15 protein-coding genes, 1 tRNA gene, 1 other RNA gene and 1 other annotated feature are annotated in these 15,851 nt (G+C 39.5%); of the genes, 4 read left to right on the forward strand and 13 right to left on the reverse strand.

Going from position 1 to position 15,851, the window contains the following annotated elements; genetic code table 11:
- Positions 1-311: 311 nt before the first annotated feature.
- The 7 genes from TR08_RS14595 to tadA all read right to left on the reverse strand — a co-directional run bounded on the left by TR08_RS14595 (position 312) and on the right by tadA (position 4,637).
- Positions 312-575: a pro-sigmaK processing inhibitor BofA family protein gene (locus TR08_RS14595; protein WP_045519283.1), complete on the reverse strand. Its 264-nt coding sequence runs from the start codon at positions 573-575 to the stop codon at positions 312-314.
- Between the two features lie 83 nt (positions 576-658).
- Positions 659-958: a YaaL family protein gene (locus TR08_RS14600; protein ID WP_370576316.1), complete on the reverse strand. Its 300-nt coding sequence runs from the start codon at positions 956-958 to the stop codon at positions 659-661.
- Between the two features lie 5 nt (positions 959-963).
- On the reverse strand, positions 964-1,560 hold the full coding sequence (gene recR / locus TR08_RS14605) for a recombination mediator RecR (protein WP_045519284.1): 597 nt from the start codon (positions 1,558-1,560) through the stop codon (positions 964-966).
- 69 nt (positions 1,561-1,629) lie between these two features.
- Positions 1,630-1,947, reverse strand: a complete 318-nt coding sequence (locus TR08_RS14610) for a YbaB/EbfC family nucleoid-associated protein (RefSeq protein ID WP_045519285.1) — start codon at positions 1,945-1,947, stop codon at positions 1,630-1,632.
- A gap of 22 nt (positions 1,948-1,969) precedes the next feature.
- The gene (gene dnaX, locus TR08_RS14615; RefSeq protein WP_045519286.1) at positions 1,970-3,658 is read right to left on the reverse strand and encodes a DNA polymerase III subunit gamma/tau; all 1,689 of its coding nucleotides are present in this window, start codon (positions 3,656-3,658) and stop codon (positions 1,970-1,972) included.
- Positions 3,659-3,781: 123 nt separating this feature from the next.
- An RNA gene (ffs, locus tag TR08_RS31045) (signal recognition particle sRNA large type) lies at positions 3,782-4,047 on the reverse strand.
- A 92-nt stretch (positions 4,048-4,139) separates the two neighbouring features.
- Positions 4,140-4,637 carry a tRNA adenosine(34) deaminase TadA gene (tadA, locus tag TR08_RS14620; protein WP_045519287.1) on the reverse strand — a complete coding sequence of 166 codons (498 nt, stop codon included), beginning with the start codon at positions 4,635-4,637 and terminating at the stop codon, positions 4,140-4,142.
- A gap of 122 nt (positions 4,638-4,759) precedes the next feature.
- Between tadA and TR08_RS14625 the strand changes: the two genes are divergently transcribed.
- The 3 genes from TR08_RS14625 (at position 4,760) to TR08_RS14635 (ending at position 7,613) form a co-directional block, all read left to right on the forward strand.
- The gene (locus TR08_RS14625; protein ID WP_045519288.1) at positions 4,760-6,046 is read left to right on the forward strand and encodes a glycoside hydrolase family 18 protein; all 1,287 of its coding nucleotides are present in this window, start codon (positions 4,760-4,762) and stop codon (positions 6,044-6,046) included.
- A gap of 207 nt (positions 6,047-6,253) precedes the next feature.
- On the forward strand, positions 6,254-6,901 hold the full coding sequence (locus TR08_RS14630; protein ID WP_045519289.1) for a deoxynucleoside kinase: 648 nt from the start codon (positions 6,254-6,256) through the stop codon (positions 6,899-6,901).
- Between the two features lie 16 nt (positions 6,902-6,917).
- Positions 6,918-7,613, forward strand: coding sequence for a deoxynucleoside kinase (locus tag TR08_RS14635; protein ID WP_045519290.1), 696 nt, complete (start codon positions 6,918-6,920; stop codon positions 7,611-7,613).
- A gap of 94 nt (positions 7,614-7,707) precedes the next feature.
- Here the strand turns inward: TR08_RS14635 and TR08_RS14640 are convergent.
- The 6 genes from TR08_RS14640 to guaB form a co-directional block, all read right to left on the reverse strand.
- Positions 7,708-7,800: transfer RNA gene (locus TR08_RS14640), tRNA-Ser, on the reverse strand.
- 72 nt (positions 7,801-7,872) lie between these two features.
- Positions 7,873-9,153 carry a serine--tRNA ligase gene (gene serS / locus TR08_RS14645; protein ID WP_045519291.1) on the reverse strand — a complete coding sequence of 427 codons (1,281 nt, stop codon included), beginning with the start codon at positions 9,151-9,153 and terminating at the stop codon, positions 7,873-7,875.
- A 226-nt stretch (positions 9,154-9,379) separates the two neighbouring features.
- Positions 9,380-9,601: a binding site (T-box leader), on the reverse strand.
- An 89-nt stretch (positions 9,602-9,690) separates the two neighbouring features.
- Complete coding sequence (gene pdxT, locus TR08_RS14650; RefSeq protein ID WP_045519292.1) at positions 9,691-10,278, reverse strand: pyridoxal 5'-phosphate synthase glutaminase subunit PdxT; 588 nt, start codon at positions 10,276-10,278, stop codon at positions 9,691-9,693.
- 161 nt (positions 10,279-10,439) lie between these two features.
- Positions 10,440-11,324 carry a pyridoxal 5'-phosphate synthase lyase subunit PdxS gene (pdxS, locus tag TR08_RS14655; protein WP_202964972.1) on the reverse strand — a complete coding sequence of 295 codons (885 nt, stop codon included), beginning with the start codon at positions 11,322-11,324 and terminating at the stop codon, positions 10,440-10,442.
- Between the two features lie 164 nt (positions 11,325-11,488).
- The gene (locus TR08_RS14660; protein WP_370576317.1) at positions 11,489-12,823 is read right to left on the reverse strand and encodes a D-alanyl-D-alanine carboxypeptidase family protein; all 1,335 of its coding nucleotides are present in this window, start codon (positions 12,821-12,823) and stop codon (positions 11,489-11,491) included.
- Positions 12,824-12,999: 176 nt separating this feature from the next.
- Positions 13,000-14,466: an IMP dehydrogenase gene (guaB, locus tag TR08_RS14665; protein WP_045519296.1), complete on the reverse strand. Its 1,467-nt coding sequence runs from the start codon at positions 14,464-14,466 to the stop codon at positions 13,000-13,002.
- 105 nt (positions 14,467-14,571) lie between these two features.
- Between guaB and TR08_RS14670 the strand changes: the two genes are divergently transcribed.
- Positions 14,572-15,513, forward strand: a complete 942-nt coding sequence (locus tag TR08_RS14670) for a YaaC family protein (protein ID WP_045519297.1) — start codon at positions 14,572-14,574, stop codon at positions 15,511-15,513.
- Positions 15,514-15,851: the final 338 nt, after the last annotated feature.

The following is a 15,851-nucleotide window of genomic DNA, read 5'->3' on the forward strand; positions in this document are numbered from 1 at the left end:
CCTGAGCCAGGATCAAACTCTCCAAGAAAGTTGATATAGCTCATAAAAGTTACGTTGGCTTAGCTTTTATAAAAAGCTAAAAAAATTGTTTGTTGACGTTCTTGTTTGTTTAGTTTTCAAAGATCAATTTTACCCATTCGCTCAAAAGCAACTTTATTAATATATCATATTCAAGTTATTAAAGTCAACAACTTTTTTTGATGTGTTGCGTTGTCGTTTGTGACGACTTTTAATATATTACAGTACATTAATAGATTGGTCAATAGTTTTTTAAAATAAAAAAACCGCTGTTTTTCAGCGGTACTTTCAAACTAGATTATAAATTTTTGGATGGCGGCCAACGCTACTAATCCCGGGATTCCAAGAAAACCTGATACAGCTGATGTAGCAAAATTAATAGGTACATGGATACCAAAACTATTACCCGCTGTATTTAAGAAGAATAATAATAGTGCACCAATCAATATCTTTACAACAGCTTGACCAATAAACCTAGCTGGCTTAAAAGGAGCTCCAGAAAATAAAAGGATAAGTATGAGCCCGCCTAATATCGAAATAATTATAATTGGTTCCAAAAAGCTATCCCCCTTCAACTCTTTTTATAACAACATATGTACAAGTTATAAAAAATAGACCTTGAATAGGAATAGCTTTATATTTACCTTTTAATACTTACATTTCTTTCTTTTGCTTCTCTTAATAGAAAGAAGTACTTTACTTGGGCGATTTTTGTCTGGCAAATCGCCTCCTCTGACGGATCAAAACTTTTATCAAATAACTGCTTTTGTTTCTGCCAATGTTCTTTATATTCCTGTAACTGAGTTAAAAGTTTTTGATCAAACTCTTTCCGCAGCCACCCTTTACGCTGAAAAAACATCGCTATTCCCCCGGTACTCTGCTTTTCATTAGGCTGTGTTATACTTGCCTGTTGATTTCCGCTCCAATCAACAGATTGCAAACTGGTTAAAGTTCTCTTCTACCCTCTAGAGCTTTGGATAAAGTAACTTCATCTGCATATTCAAGATCTCCTCCGACTGGAAGTCCATGAGCAATCCGGGTAACCTTAATCCCTGATGGTTTGAGCAAACGGGAAATATACATTGCAGTTGCCTCTCCTTCGATGTTCGGATTCGTCGCTAGAATTACCTCCTGAACGGTTTCATCGTGGAGACGCTTTAATAAGTCAGGAATATTTATATCTTCAGGACCTATTCCATCCATGGGTGAAATAGAACCATGCAAGACATGGTACATTCCATTGAATTCCTTCATTTTCTCCATGGCAATGACATCCTTTGGATCTTGGACAACGCAAATGGTACTCTTATCTCGACGTTGATCTTCACATATATAACATGGATCCTGATCTGTAATATGACCACAGACAGAACAATAGGTTAAATTCCGTTTGGCATTTACAAGCGCCTTGGCAAAATCCAGCACAGTATCTTCTTTCATACTTAATACATAAAAAGCCAAACGTGCAGCCGTTTTGGGTCCGATACCAGGCAGCTTCATAAAGCTGTCAATCAATTTAGAAATCGGTTCTGGATAGTGCATTATATATTATTCCTCTCCTAGAAAAGCATATGCGCCTTTCCAAAAGGCGCATATGCTGGATCTTCATTATTAAAAAGGCAGATTCATTCCTTTTGTAAATTGGCCCATCGTATTGTTTGTGAGCTCTTCTACCTTTTTAAGCGCATCGTTCGTTGCCGCTAAGACAAGATCTTGAAGCATTTCGATGTCGTCAGGATCCACTGCTTCAGGTTTGATTTGTACGTCTACCACTTCTTTGTGTCCTGTTACAATGACAGTCACCATACCGCCGCCTGCAGTTCCTTCAATCTTTTGCTGTCCTAATTCTTCTTGTGCTTCAGCCATTTTCTTTTGCATCTTTTGCATTTGTTTCATCATATTTTGCATATTACCCATTCCACCACGCATATTTCCTTCAACCTCCAATTAATTAGTCAATTATTTCTACAAACTCAGCACCAAACAAGTTTTTTGCCTCCGCTATATGCGGATCTTCTTCTTGTTTATTCCCAGGAGCTTCTCCTTCGACATGATGCTGTGTGCTTAAAAAGTTTTCTCGAATGGATAACCATTGCTCTTCGGGTACACCAAGCACGAGATATCGATTTCCTGTTAATTCTTGTAGAGCGATAGTAATCGTCTCGATAAAACGATTATTATCCATTGCCATTTGACAGTGAATTTCATGTTTAAATTTTAAAATAAAAGCATCGGCTGAAGCAGCGACTGGTTCTGCTTCGTTCAAAAGTGCTGCATGAGATTTCATTAATCTTCCTCTCATTTCGCCCCATTTGCTTTTAATTTGATTTAAGTCATTCTTTGTTGCATTCTTTAATACTTCATTTATTCTTCCAACTGCAGGCTGGAATCCTTTTCTGGAACTTCTTTGTGCAGGTTTTTGTGTTGTCTGTGGTGCTGCTTCTTGAACAACGACTGCACCATGTGCTTTTAACTGTTGTAGTTCTTCCTCAAGCTGATTAATTTTTGTAAGCAGCTGAGACATTTGTCCAGTAGGCATTTGTTCTATCTGCTTACCTTCCGTTTGGCATAGCTTAACAATCGCAACTTCTAGAAAGATTCTCGGATGGTTGGTCCACCGCATATCTTGTTGGGTTTTATTTAACAAATCAATGAGCTGATAAATCTGATCATATGGAACAGCCTCAGCAATTTGACGGAACTCCTCATCTAGCAAGACTCTATCTAATGACTCCTCAAGGTTTGGTGCTGTTTTGTAAAGCAGCATGTCTCGATAATATAATATAAAGTCCTCAATAAATCTTGATGGGTCTTTCCCGTGAAACAATAATTCCTCTAATGCTTCTAATCCACTGGCTACATCCTTTTCCAAAACAGCTTTTGCAAGCTTGTTTAAAAATCCTTGAGAAACTGAACCTGTGACCGTTAATGCATCTTCAACAGTTACACGGTCCTGACTAAAAGAAATAGCTTGGTCTAAAAGACTTAATGCGTCACGCATACCACCCTCAGCTGCTCTAGCAATCATTTTTAAGGCGTCTTCTTCACAATCAACACCTGTTTCTTCGACGATTAATTTCATTCGATTTACTATTGATTGTGCTGTAATCCGTCTAAAATCGAAACGTTGACACCTAGAGATAATCGTTAAGGGTATTTTATGCGGCTCGGTCGTGGCTAAAATGAAGATAACATGCTTTGGCGGCTCCTCCAACGTTTTTAACAACGCATTAAAGGCACTAATTGATAGCATATGCACTTCATCAATAATATAGACCTTGTAGTTAACAGCGGTTGGAGCGAACTTTACTTTATCAAGAACATCTCGCATTTCTTCCACTCTGGAGTTTGATGCTGCGTCAAATTCAAGCACATCTGATATCGTTCCATCGGTAATCCCCTTGCAGGCAGCACATTCATTGCAGGGTTCAGAAATTGGTGCTCGTTCACAATTTACTGCTTTAGCCAAGATTTTTGCTGCACTTGTTTTACCTGTTCCTCGCGGCCCGTTAAATAGATATGCATGGGAAATTTTTTGTTGAAGTAGGGCGTTTTGCAATGTTTTCGTTACATGTTCTTGTCCTACTACATCAATAAATTGCTGAGGACGCCAAACACGATATAAAGCCTGATAAGCCAAAAACATCGCCCCCTTCTAAAATTCTATCCTAACCATTATAACTTATCTTTTTTCTATTTATCAAAGAGAATACAAAAAAACTCATCTCGTATTTGAGATGAGTTGTTTTTACATTATAAACTGCCGTGCACCTTCCGTCGACTCCGCACCCATAGGCGCTGCTTAAGCAGTTAGCTCGGCCCAGGCCACCCTGCGGCACATGGGAGCTTCCACTTAATGCTGCTTCCTTCCGGACCTGACATGGTTCATGGATTCCCATTGCGCAGGACCCGGGCGTCAACACCACTTACTTAAGGCGGACCCTACAGGATACCAGCCTCGGGAAGGGATTCAGCCTCGCTAGAGCGGATTGCGAGTACAGGGCACCGCTACCTCCCCACCTAGCACGGCAAAGTTGATAACAATTTTTAAGGCGTCTTTATCTGACGCTTTTTTAGTATACTAACTTTCGAGAAAAAAATCAATCTTTATCAATTGTAAATTACTGTAAGGATTGTTTTTTTACTATCTTTCTTTTTTCTCGAAGCTGACGAAAGAAGTCTGATAGTAACTGACCACACTCAGTTTCCAGTACACCGCTCGTTACTTCACTTTGATGATTAAACCGCTCATCCTGTAAGAGGTTCATAAAAGTCCCTGCGCAGCCTCCCTTTGGATCTGCAGCACCATAAACAACTCTCTTGACCCTTGATAAGATAATCGCACCCGAGCACATCGCGCAGGGTTCAAGAGTTACAAACAAGGTAGCGTTCTCCAGCCGCCATGATCCAGTTTCTTGACATGCTTGTTCAATAGCCAATAGTTCTGCATGGGCAACCGCACTTTGTTTACTTTCTCGTAAATTATGTGCTCGGGAAATAATTTTCCCATCTATAACGATGATTGCTCCGATAGGCACCTCTAAGAGCACTTCTGCCTTTCTCGCTTCCTTTATGGCTTCTTTCATATAATATTCATCTGAAAATTCATCTATAGTCATGAGAGTTACCGCCTTATATGATCATTTGCACGCATACTATTGATATTTTTCCCCATTATATCATGAATCCATAATCTCACTCATAGAATAGAGGTAGCGTTCTTGCTTAGGAGGGGAAGAATATGCAAATTCATGTTGTGAAAAGTAACGAAACATTAACGACCATTGCGAGGGCCTACAATACAACAGTGAATGATATTATTGAAGCAAATGACATCCCTAATCCAAATAATCTTGTCGTCGGTCAAGCAATGGTGATTCCGATCGTGGGCAGTTTTTATTATGTACAGCCAGGAGACAATCTATGGTCGATAGGGCAAAAAACGGGTGTACCTTATCAACAAATTGCCTCAGTTAATCGTATTTCGCTTAATCAACAACTCTATGTGGGCTTTCGTCTTTATATACCGCCGGCTCCAAAAAGAAGAGGAGAATTTAATGCTTACGTGGAACCTCGAGGCACTAGTGTTGCACCTATTTTAGAATCAAGCGCACGGGAAGCAGCACCCTATTTAACCTACCTGGCCCCATTTAGCTTTCAAGCTCTCCGTGATGGTTCTTTAAAGGAACCCTTGTTAAATAATTTCCCGGCCATCGCGAGAGCAAATCGAAATGTTTTAATGATGGTTATCACTAACCAAGAAAATGATCAATTTAGTGATGAATTAGGTCGTATTTTACTTAACGATATCCCGATTCAAGATAGATTCTTAAATAATATCGTTGCTACTGCAAAGAAATATGGGTTTCGCGATATTCATTTCGATTTTGAATTTTTACGGCCAGCGGACCGTGAAGCCTATAACCAATTTTTACGAAAAGCAAAGGCCAGATTTCAAAGAGAAGGCTGGTTAATGTCAACAGCCCTCGCCCCTAAAACTAGTGCTACACAAAAAGGGAAATGGTATGAAGGACATGATTATCGTGCACATGGTCAAATTGCAGATTTTGTTGTTATTATGACCTACGAGTGGGGCTACAGTGGCGGTCCAGCAATGGCTGTTTCCCCCATCGATCAGGTTCGAAAAGTAATTGAATATGCGATAACGGAAATGCCGCCGAATAAAATCATGATGGGACAGAACCTATATGGATACGACTGGACACTTCCATTTGTTCAAGGCTCAGTAGCAAAAGCAGTTAGTCCACAGCAAGCGATTGAACTTGCAGCTAAATACAAGGTTCCTATTCAGTATGATTCAAAGGCACAGGCTCCTTTCTTCCGATATACTGCTGAAGACGGCAAGCGGCATGAAGTTTGGTTTGAGGATGCCCGCTCGATACAAGCTAAATTTAATTTAATTAAGGAACTGAATATTAGAGGGATGAGTTATTGGAAGCTTGGCTTGTCATTCCCACAAAATTGGCTGTTAATTGTCGAGAATTTCAATGTGGTAAAAAGAAGCTAATATTTTTTCATGACATGAACTGCCGTTTTTCGGCAGTTTTTTCATATAATCGACATTAAAATTTCTTCTTCAACAATTTCCATATCCCTTCCTGTGTCAGATTATGATAATATATTATTTGTTCCATTCAGAACTATAGATAAAAAGTACCAGTCTATTGCTGGTTAAACATAGAAATTGTAGGCAGTTGGAGAAGGAGGACATGCAATGGGGTATACTCCCTTTATTACCGTTGAAGGGCCGATTGGTGTAGGTAAGACATCTCTCGCAAAAGCCATTTCAGATCAATTCAATTTTGCTTTATTAAAAGAGATTGTTGATGAGAATCCATTTTTGGGGAAATTTTATGACAATATTGAAGAGTGGAGTTTCCAAACGGAAATGTTTTTTCTTTGCAATCGCTATAAGCAATTAGGGGATATTAATACCCACTACTTAAGTAAAAGTCAGGCTGTTGTAGCAGATTATCATATTTTAAAGAACTTAATTTTTGCCCAGAGGACTTTAAACCCCGATGAATATCAAAAATACTATAAAATATATCAGCTCCTAACGGAAGACATGCCAAAGCCGAATGTTATTATTTATCTTAATGCAAGTCTTGATACGCTTCTAAAGCGCATTAAAATAAGAGGACGCGAGTTAGAGAAAAATATCAGTCCCTTATATTTAGAACAGCTATCGATTGACTATGAACAAACCATAACGCGCTTTGAGCAATCACACCCAGAAATTCCTGTTCTACGCTTTAATGGTGATGAATTAGATTTTGTTAAAAATGAAGATGATTTTAATTTTATTATTGAAACGCTTATAGGCTCATTAAAGAAAAGCAGCACGACAAACACACGATAAGAATTGGGGGATGTAAGTGAGTATCGTTATTGGTGGTATGATAGGTCTTGGTAAGACAAGTGTAGCTGATACATTAAATGCACATTTTCAAAAAAGTGGAATTGAGAGCAAGGTTTTTTATGAGACTGTTGATAATAATCCAATTCTTCCACTCTATTATGAACTGACTCCAGAAGAATTAGATGCTAGAAGAATCCCATTCCTCTTACAATTGTTTTTCTTAAACAAACGCTTTAAAACGGTGAAAGATTGCGTGAGCTGGAATGAACCAATTTACACCATTCAGGACCGCTCCATTTATGAAGATTGGTACTTTGCCTATGTAAATAAAAATCTTGGCAGAATTTCTGACCTTGAATTTAAAATATATGAAGATCTTGTTGAAAACATGATGGAAGAATTAAATGAGCTGCCAAAAAAAGCACCTGATTTAATGGTTTATTTAAAAGGTTCCTTTGAAACGGTCATTGATCGAATCATGGCACGCGGCAGAAGCTTTGAAATAAACCCTGAACTGAAGGAATATTACTTTGAAGTTTGGAAGGGTTATGATGATTGGGTAATTAATCACTATAACGCAAGCCATGTCTTGATTATTGACATGGATCATACGGATGTTGTAAAACGCCAAGAAGACGCGTTACGAGTATGCCGTGAAGTGGATGAGCGACTAAAAGAAATCTTAAATATAACAAAGGCACATATTGGTTAATCCAATATGTGTTTTTTTAACCTATAAAAAAAAACCGTCCAATTGCTTGGACGGTTTTATCTCCAGTTTTATGCGCGATTATTGTTAAAATTAATGGAGGAGGAAGAGGGATTCGAACCCCCGCGCGGTTTGACCCGCCTGTCGGTTTTCAAGACCGATCCCTTCAGCCAGACTTGGGTATTCCTCCGTATCGACAAGATATAGATTAACACAGTAATCTATTCATGTCAACACAATATTGAAAAAAGTTTATTTGATATTATTCTGGCACAATAACTTCTTTATTCCCCATGTATGGACGTAACACCTTAGGGATAACAACACTGCCATCAACCTGCTGATAATTTTCCAAAATTGCAGCAACCGTTCTGCCAATAGCAAGCCCAGATCCGTTTAATGTATGAACATGTTCTGGTTTTGCTTTCGTGTCACGTCGGAAGCGGATATTGGCTCGGCGGGCTTGGAATGCCTCGAAGTTACTGCAAGAAGAAATCTCACGGTAAGTCCCGTAGCTCGGGATCCATACCTCTATATCGTACTTTTTAGCGGCCGTAAAGCCAAGGTCACCCGTACACATACTCAACACACGATAAGGTAATTCAAGTAATTGCAGTACTCGCTCTGCATCACTGGTCAGCTTCTCAAGCTCCTCATAAGAGTCTTCTGGCTTAACAAACTTCACAAGCTCTACTTTATTGAATTGATGTTGACGAATTAATCCTCGAGTGTCCCGCCCTGCAGAACCAGCTTCAGAACGGAAGCATGCACTGTAAGCCGCAAAGCGGATTGGAAGCTCATCCCCACTTAAAATTTCATCGCGGTGGAGGTTGGTGACAGGCACCTCTGCTGTTGGAATCAAGAAATAATCTTCATTTTCAATTAAAAACGCGTCTTCTTCGAATTTAGGCAGTTGACCTGTTCCAGTCATGCTCGCACGGTTTACCATATACGGCGGTAAAATTTCTTTATAGCCATGCTCATCTACATGCAGATCAAGCATAAAGTTCATCAGTGCACGCTCTAAGCGAGCCCCGAGACCTTTGTAAAATACAAAACGGCTGCCTGTAACTTTGCCCGCACGTTCAAAGTCAAGAATTCCTAACTGATCTGCTACATCCCAGTGTGGCTTCGCCTCAAATTCGAAGTCACGAACATTACCCCATTTTCTAATTTCTATATTTTCATCCTCAGTTTCACCAATTGGCACACTTTCATGTGGAATATTCGGAATGCTCATTAACAACAAGTCGAGCGTTTCCTCCACACTGCGGAGCTCCTCATCCAATACTTTAATCCTGTCGCCAACCTCACGCATTTCTACAATGAGATGGTCTGCATCTGCTTTTTCACGCTTTAAAGCAGCTACCTGCTGAGAAACCTCATTCCGCTTGCTTTTCAATTGTTCAGCCTCAACGATTAAATCACGTCTGCGCTGATCTAAGTCCTCGAATTTCCCAAGGTCTGTAAGGTCCTCCCCACGATGCTGAAGCTTTTCCTTTACCTCTGCAAAATTAGCTCGTAATACTTTAATATCTAGCATTTATTGACACTCCTTTTAATAAATAGCTGTGTTAAATTTGTCTGTTGTTTTACGCTCCAGGCACTTCGCTTTCCGCGGGCAGTACGGGGAGCCTCCTCGGCGCTTAAGCGCCTGCGGGGTCTCCCGCAGGAGTCTTCGTGCCTTCCGCTCCAATCAACAGAGTTGCAAAATTAACAATAAGCTTTAACACAGCCTAAAAATAAAATAAAAAACTCCCGTCCCCAAAAACAGGGACGAGAGTTACCCGCGTTACCACCCTGGTTGACAGATATAGTCTGTCCACCTCGAAAAAAATTAACGGTTTTTACCGAAAGTACTTACTGACCCTTATAGGGTGTTCCGCACCTTGCTCGAGGAGGGATTCACAAGCTTCAAACACCGATTCACACCAGCCACCGGCTCTCTTTAGAATGAACTTCCTGTTACTAGTTCCTCTCATTGCTTTTACATTATTCATTTGTCCAGCGCCTAGGCGCTTTCGCTTTTCTTTTTATTTGAATCTTAATTTACTATAATTATCCACCAAATGCAATCAAATTATACCAATTGTTTTGCTTTTACTTCCTTTACCATCTCAACAAAGTAAGCCGTAAGGTCATGGTTATCTGTTAATTCTGGATGGAAGGAACAGCCGAGATATTGACCTTCCCGAGCAGCAACAATTCTGTCATTATGCTTTGAAAGGATCTCAACTTCTGATCCAGCCTCAACGATGTGCGGTGCACGGATAAAGACTGCAGGGAAGCTGTCAGCTACATCCTTTATCGCGAGGTCTGCCTCGAAGCTGTCTACTTGGCGTCCAAAGGAATTACGTTCAACCGTAATGTCCATCACACCGATATGCGGCTCATGGCCAACTAGGTTTTTGGCTAATAAAATAAGACCTGCACATGTACCGAACATAGGTTTACCTTCAGCCGCAAATTCCTTTAAAGCATCCATAAAGTTATATTTATCTATCAAGCGTCTCATTGCAGTGCTTTCACCGCCAGGAAGGATTAAGCCATCTACTTCTTTTAACTCTTCCACTTTCTTAATGGCGATTCCCTCTGCACCACATTCTTCTACAGAACGTATATGTTCGCGAACAGCACCCTGTAGAGCAAGTACTCCTATTTTAACCATATATTAAAGACTCCTTTAGGTTTTCAAACTTTGAGAACTGTCGAGCTCCAGCGCCTAGCCCCTCGGGGTCATAAGCCATTCGTTACAGAAGGCAAAAAGCGCCTTCAGCACCGCCTGTCTTATGCCTGACGGGGCTGACCAAGGCGCTTACGCTTTTCTAATTACCAACCTCTATCCTGCATGCGTGCTTCAGGAGCTAGTGAAGAAATTTCAATACCTTTCATTGGTGTTCCTAGGTCCTTAGAAAGCTCAGCAATCAATTTGTAGTCTTGGTAATGAGTAGTCGCTTCAACAATGGCTCTTGCAAACTTAGCAGGATTCTCTGATTTAAAGATACCTGAACCTACAAATACTCCATCCGCACCTAACTGCATCATCAATGCCGCGTCAGCAGGTGTTGCTACACCGCCAGCTGCAAAGTTAACAACTGGAAGATGTCCAAGACGCTTAATTTCAAGAAGTAATTCAAATGGTGCTCCTAATAGTTTCGCTTCTGTCATGAGTTCATCTTCATTCATTCCTACTACTTTACGAACCTGACCGTTCACCTTACGCATATGGCGCACTGCCTCAACGATATTCCCTGTTCCAGGCTCACCTTTCGTACGAAGCATTGAAGCGCCTTCACCAATCCTGCGGGCAGCCTCACCAAGGTCACGGCAGCCGCAAACAAACGGAACTGTAAAGTCACTTTTATATAAATGATACTCTTCATCCGCAGGAGTTAATACTTCACTCTCATCAATATAGTCAACACCCATTGCTTCAAGCACACGTGCTTCTACAATATGGCCAATTCTTGCCTTCGCCATTACAGGGATTGATACTGCATTTAGTACTTCTTCAATAATCCTTGGGTCAGCCATTCTAGCTACACCGCCAGCTGCACGAATGTCAGATGGCACACGCTCTAGAGCCATTACCGCCACTGCACCAGCCTCTTCAGCGATTCTTGCCTGCTCTGCATTAACAACGTCCATAATGACGCCGCCCTTCTGCATTTCAGCCATTCCACGTTTCACTCGGTCTGTACCTGTCTTCATGATAAATCCCCCTTGATATGTACTTTTAAAATATTGCAGAAAATTGATCTATACATTTAGGAAATAATATTAATTCAGTCGGTATTATTGTTCCCTTAAAAACATTAAAGCAACAAAAAAGGATTCCTGTCAAGACAAGAATCCTTTTGTTAAATATTCCCTAACTATTAAAACCAACCTTTAACAGTTGAAGAAATGCCTCCCCAAAGATCTCCAAAGAACCCGCCGATTCCCCTCATCATTAAAACGAACCAATTTGCCTTCTCAACATCTTCAGCCGCAATGACGTCAACTGAAATATTGTTCTGACCCTTTTCTGTTATAAACCCTAAATTTCCAGCCTCTTTAGGATGAATGATTAAAGTTCCAACTTTTTCACCCTTTTTAATAGGTGCAATAAGTTCGCCTTGTTTATTAACCTTCTTTTCATCAATTGTTAAAACAGATTTATAATTATCCTTCTCACTATTTTTAACAACCATATTTATGGCGTCTTTTGTATAAATTTTTACTTGATCTTCTTTACCTTTGATTACAGGTAAATTCTTTTTCCCTTTAACTTGATAATGCTTTGGAATAATTTCTTCTTTTTTAAAATTATTAAAGGCGAAATCAAGAATCTTTCTTGTTTCTTTGAAACGCTCGGTTTGGGAACTTGTATTCATAACAACAGATATATATCTTTGACCGTCTCTAGAAGCTGTTCCCGTAAAGTTGTATCCTGCAAAAGGAGTTGAACCAGTTTTCAAACCATCCAAACCATCATAAACAAATTGTTGATAATTCGGGTAATCAGCTGCAAGTTCTTCATATCCTTCTAACATCCAGTTCCAGTTGTCCATGACGAATTCATCTTCCGTACCCTTTGCAAAAATCTTTTCAGGTATACTTGATGTTTTCAATACCTCTGGGAAATCATGTAATAAGTGAGATGCTAAGGCTGCTACATCCTTCGCAGACATGATATTTTCCTCATCAGGGTCACCAACTACTTCAGGAAAGTGCTTTAATATATCACGATTATTTAAACCTGAAGAGTTTACAAATTTATACGTTTTCAGGCCAAGTTCCGCTGCTTTTTTATTCATCATTTCTACAAATTTTGCCTCGGTTCCTCCAACAATTTCAGCAATTGCCATGGTAGCAGCATTAGCAGATTCAATCGCCATCGCCGCATATAGATCTTCTACCTTATACTTTGCTTCAACACGCAAATAAACGTTACTTAAACTATCGTCATGAGACATTTTAGAAAGTTCGGGAGAAACAACGTACTCTTGATCCCACTTCACCTTACCTTCTTTTACTGCTTCTAAAAGTAAATATTCTGTCATCATTTTGGTCATACTTGCAATTCCGAGAGCAGTATCAGAATTCTTTTCATAAAGAATCATGCCCGTATCTGCATCCACCAATATAGCTCCAGATGCATTTACATCTAATCCCACAGTTTCTGCATCTGCTTTATTTATGCCAGTAAATAGGCTAAAAAACATAATCATTGCCAAGGAGCTGGCAAAAAGTTTACGATAAAAAAGTTTGTTCACGATAACGCCCTCCAACGATTTAATACACTTTGATTATTTTAACATAACTGGGTCCCAAATCATAGACAGAGTATATGCCTATCTTTTTACAAAAAAAAGACAGAGAAGTCAGCACTTCTCTGTTTTTCTTATTAAGATAATGAGTAATTTGGTGCTTCTTTTGTGATTTGGACATCGTGAGGATGGCTTTCTCTTAATCCCGCACCTGTCATTTTAATAAATTGTGCATTGTTTCTTAACTCTTCTAGGTCTTTTGTTCCGCAATAGCCCATCCCAGAACGTAAACCTCCGATTAATTGGTAAATCGTTTCAGCTAATGGTCCTTTATATGGTAAGCGACCTTCAATTCCTTCGGGAACAAACTTCTTATTATCTTCCTGGAAATAACGATCCTTTGAACCCTTTTCCATTGCTGCTACAGAACCCATACCACGATAAACCTTAAAGCGGCGTCCTTGGAAAATTTCAGTCTCTCCTGGACTTTCTGTTACACCCGCCAGCATACTTCCTAGCATAACGGCGTGACCGCCTGCAGCTAGTGCCTTAACGATGTCTCCTGAATATTTAATACCGCCATCTGCAATAATGGTCTTACCATGCTTCCTAGCCTCTGTAGCGCAATCATAAACAGCAGTAATTTGTGGCACGCCTACACCCGCTACTACTCGTGTAGTACAAATGGATCCTGGCCCAATTCCAACCTTAACGACATCCGCACCAGCCTCAATCAAATCCTTTGTTGCTTCACCAGTAGCCACATTACCAGCGATGATTGTTAAATCAGGATATTGACCCCTTATTTCCTTAACTGTATCAAGCACACCCTTTGAATGTCCATGTGCTGTATCGACAACAATGACATCCACATTCGCTTTTACCAGTTTTTCAATCCGCAGCATGGTATCCTTTGTTACTCCGACTGCTGCACCAGCTAATAACCGACCCTGCGTATCTTTTGCAGAGTTTGGAAACTCAATTACTTTTTCAATATCCTTTATGGTTATTAATCCTTTTAACACACCTTGATTATCCACAAGTGGGAGCTTTTCTATCTTATATTTTTGAAGGAGTTTTTCAGCCTCTTTTAATGTGGTTCCTACTGGAGCCGTGACGAGATTTTCTTTTGTCATAACATCTGAGATTTTAAAAGAGTAATCTTGAATAAAACGTAAATCGCGATTGGTGATAATCCCTACAAGTTTTTGCTCATCAAGATTATTGACAATCGGTACACCTGAGATTCGGTATTTACCCATTAAATGCTCGGCATCGAATACCTGATGTTCTGGAGTGAGGAAAAATGGATCAGTAATGACCCCGCTCTCTGACCTCTTTACTTTCTCAACCTGTTCAGCTTGCTGTTCAATCGTCATATTTTTATGGATAATACCTAAGCCACCTTGGCGAGCCATTGAAATTGCCATTTCAGCTTCTGTTACGGTATCCATCCCTGCACTAATAATTGGGATGTTTAATTTCACCTTAGGCGATAATTCTACTTGAAGACTTACATCACGCGGCAGTACTTCCGATTTACCAGGAATTAATAAGACATCATCAAACGTTAAACCTTCTTTTGAAAATTTACTCTCCCACATTTTTATGGCCTCCAGAAAAAATTTTTTAATTGTAGGTTATCAATTGGACAAAATACTGTCAAGGAGAACGATTTAGTCTAATTTTTCTGAAAAAGGTGATTTACATTGGCAGCAGACTATAAAGGCTGGAAAAGCTATGCAAGTTTTTTTTCTGCAGAGTATTGCCAGTTATATTTAAAAAACAATTATAAAAAGTGGAACATTGATAACCCTGAACAAAAAAGCTATGAAAACTGTTATGCCTTTCTCTATTATCTCGAGCATGGGCAAATTTATTACCAACAAGCAGAAAATGCTCCGCTTATCTTAAAACCCATCCTTCTTTTTTATGGTCTTGTACATTTAATTAAAGCATGTATATTAACGGTTGATCCAGCTTATCCGGAAACGACCTCCGTCTTAGCACACGGTGTTTCAACAAGGAAAAGAAAAAAGCAAAACTATCAATTTTTCCAAGATGAAGTTAAATTTCAAAAAAATGGACTTTTTCCCTTTTTGTCGGAAAAAATGTTTCACATGAAACAATTGGAAGGCGATAAAATTACGATGGAAGAGCTGCTTGAGCTCATTCCTGAACTGGATGACTTATTTATGGTTCATGAGTCGAAAAGCACATTTACGCCCATTTACACTCAGCACGGGCAATTGGTAGTACCAGAAAAAATATTAGATCATTATCATATGACAGAGGATAGATTAAAGGAGTTTCTTACAACAAAATCGGGAAATCAAATAGAATTTTCAAGTGAAGGTCTTATGTTTCAAATTAATAAAAGCTCATTTACAGGAATATCACCGATTAAATTTAATTTAGAAAGTAGTTCTTATGTGCTACCGCTTAAGAAGGAGAATTTATTCCTGTTTCCTGAACTGATGGTTCATTATCTGTTGCTTTATAACCTAAGTATGATTGCGAGATATGAAACGGAGTGGTGGAGTGAATTAACGAAAATGATGCCCAATCGTGATTACCCATTTATTAAAACCTTTTTGGATATCACACTGCAGAAAGGACCATTTTTAATTTATGAGTATTTGATGAGTTAGTATTTTAAGAAAAAGTAACTTCATAGTCATGAGTAAGGGATAATCGTTACCCTTTTCTTTTAAAGTGGCTCTGCACGGGCACGATTAGCCTCTTATCGTTACCCTTTTCTTTAAAAATGCCGCCGCACGGGCACGATTAGCCTCTTATCGTTACCCTTTTCTTTAAAAATGCCGATACATGGGCACGGTTCTCCATATTTCATATATTCTTCCTTCTATTGTCCTTACAGACAATACAAAAAAGCACAACCCTAATCAGGTTGTGCTTCGTTTGCCTGGCAACGTCCTACTCTCACAGGGACAAAGTCCCAACTACCATCGGCGCTGAGAAGCTTAAC

The sequence above is a fragment of the Neobacillus niacini genome, from assembly GCF_000759675.1.
Classification (GTDB): domain Bacteria; phylum Bacillota; class Bacilli; order Bacillales; family Cytobacillaceae; genus Neobacillus; species Neobacillus niacini_A.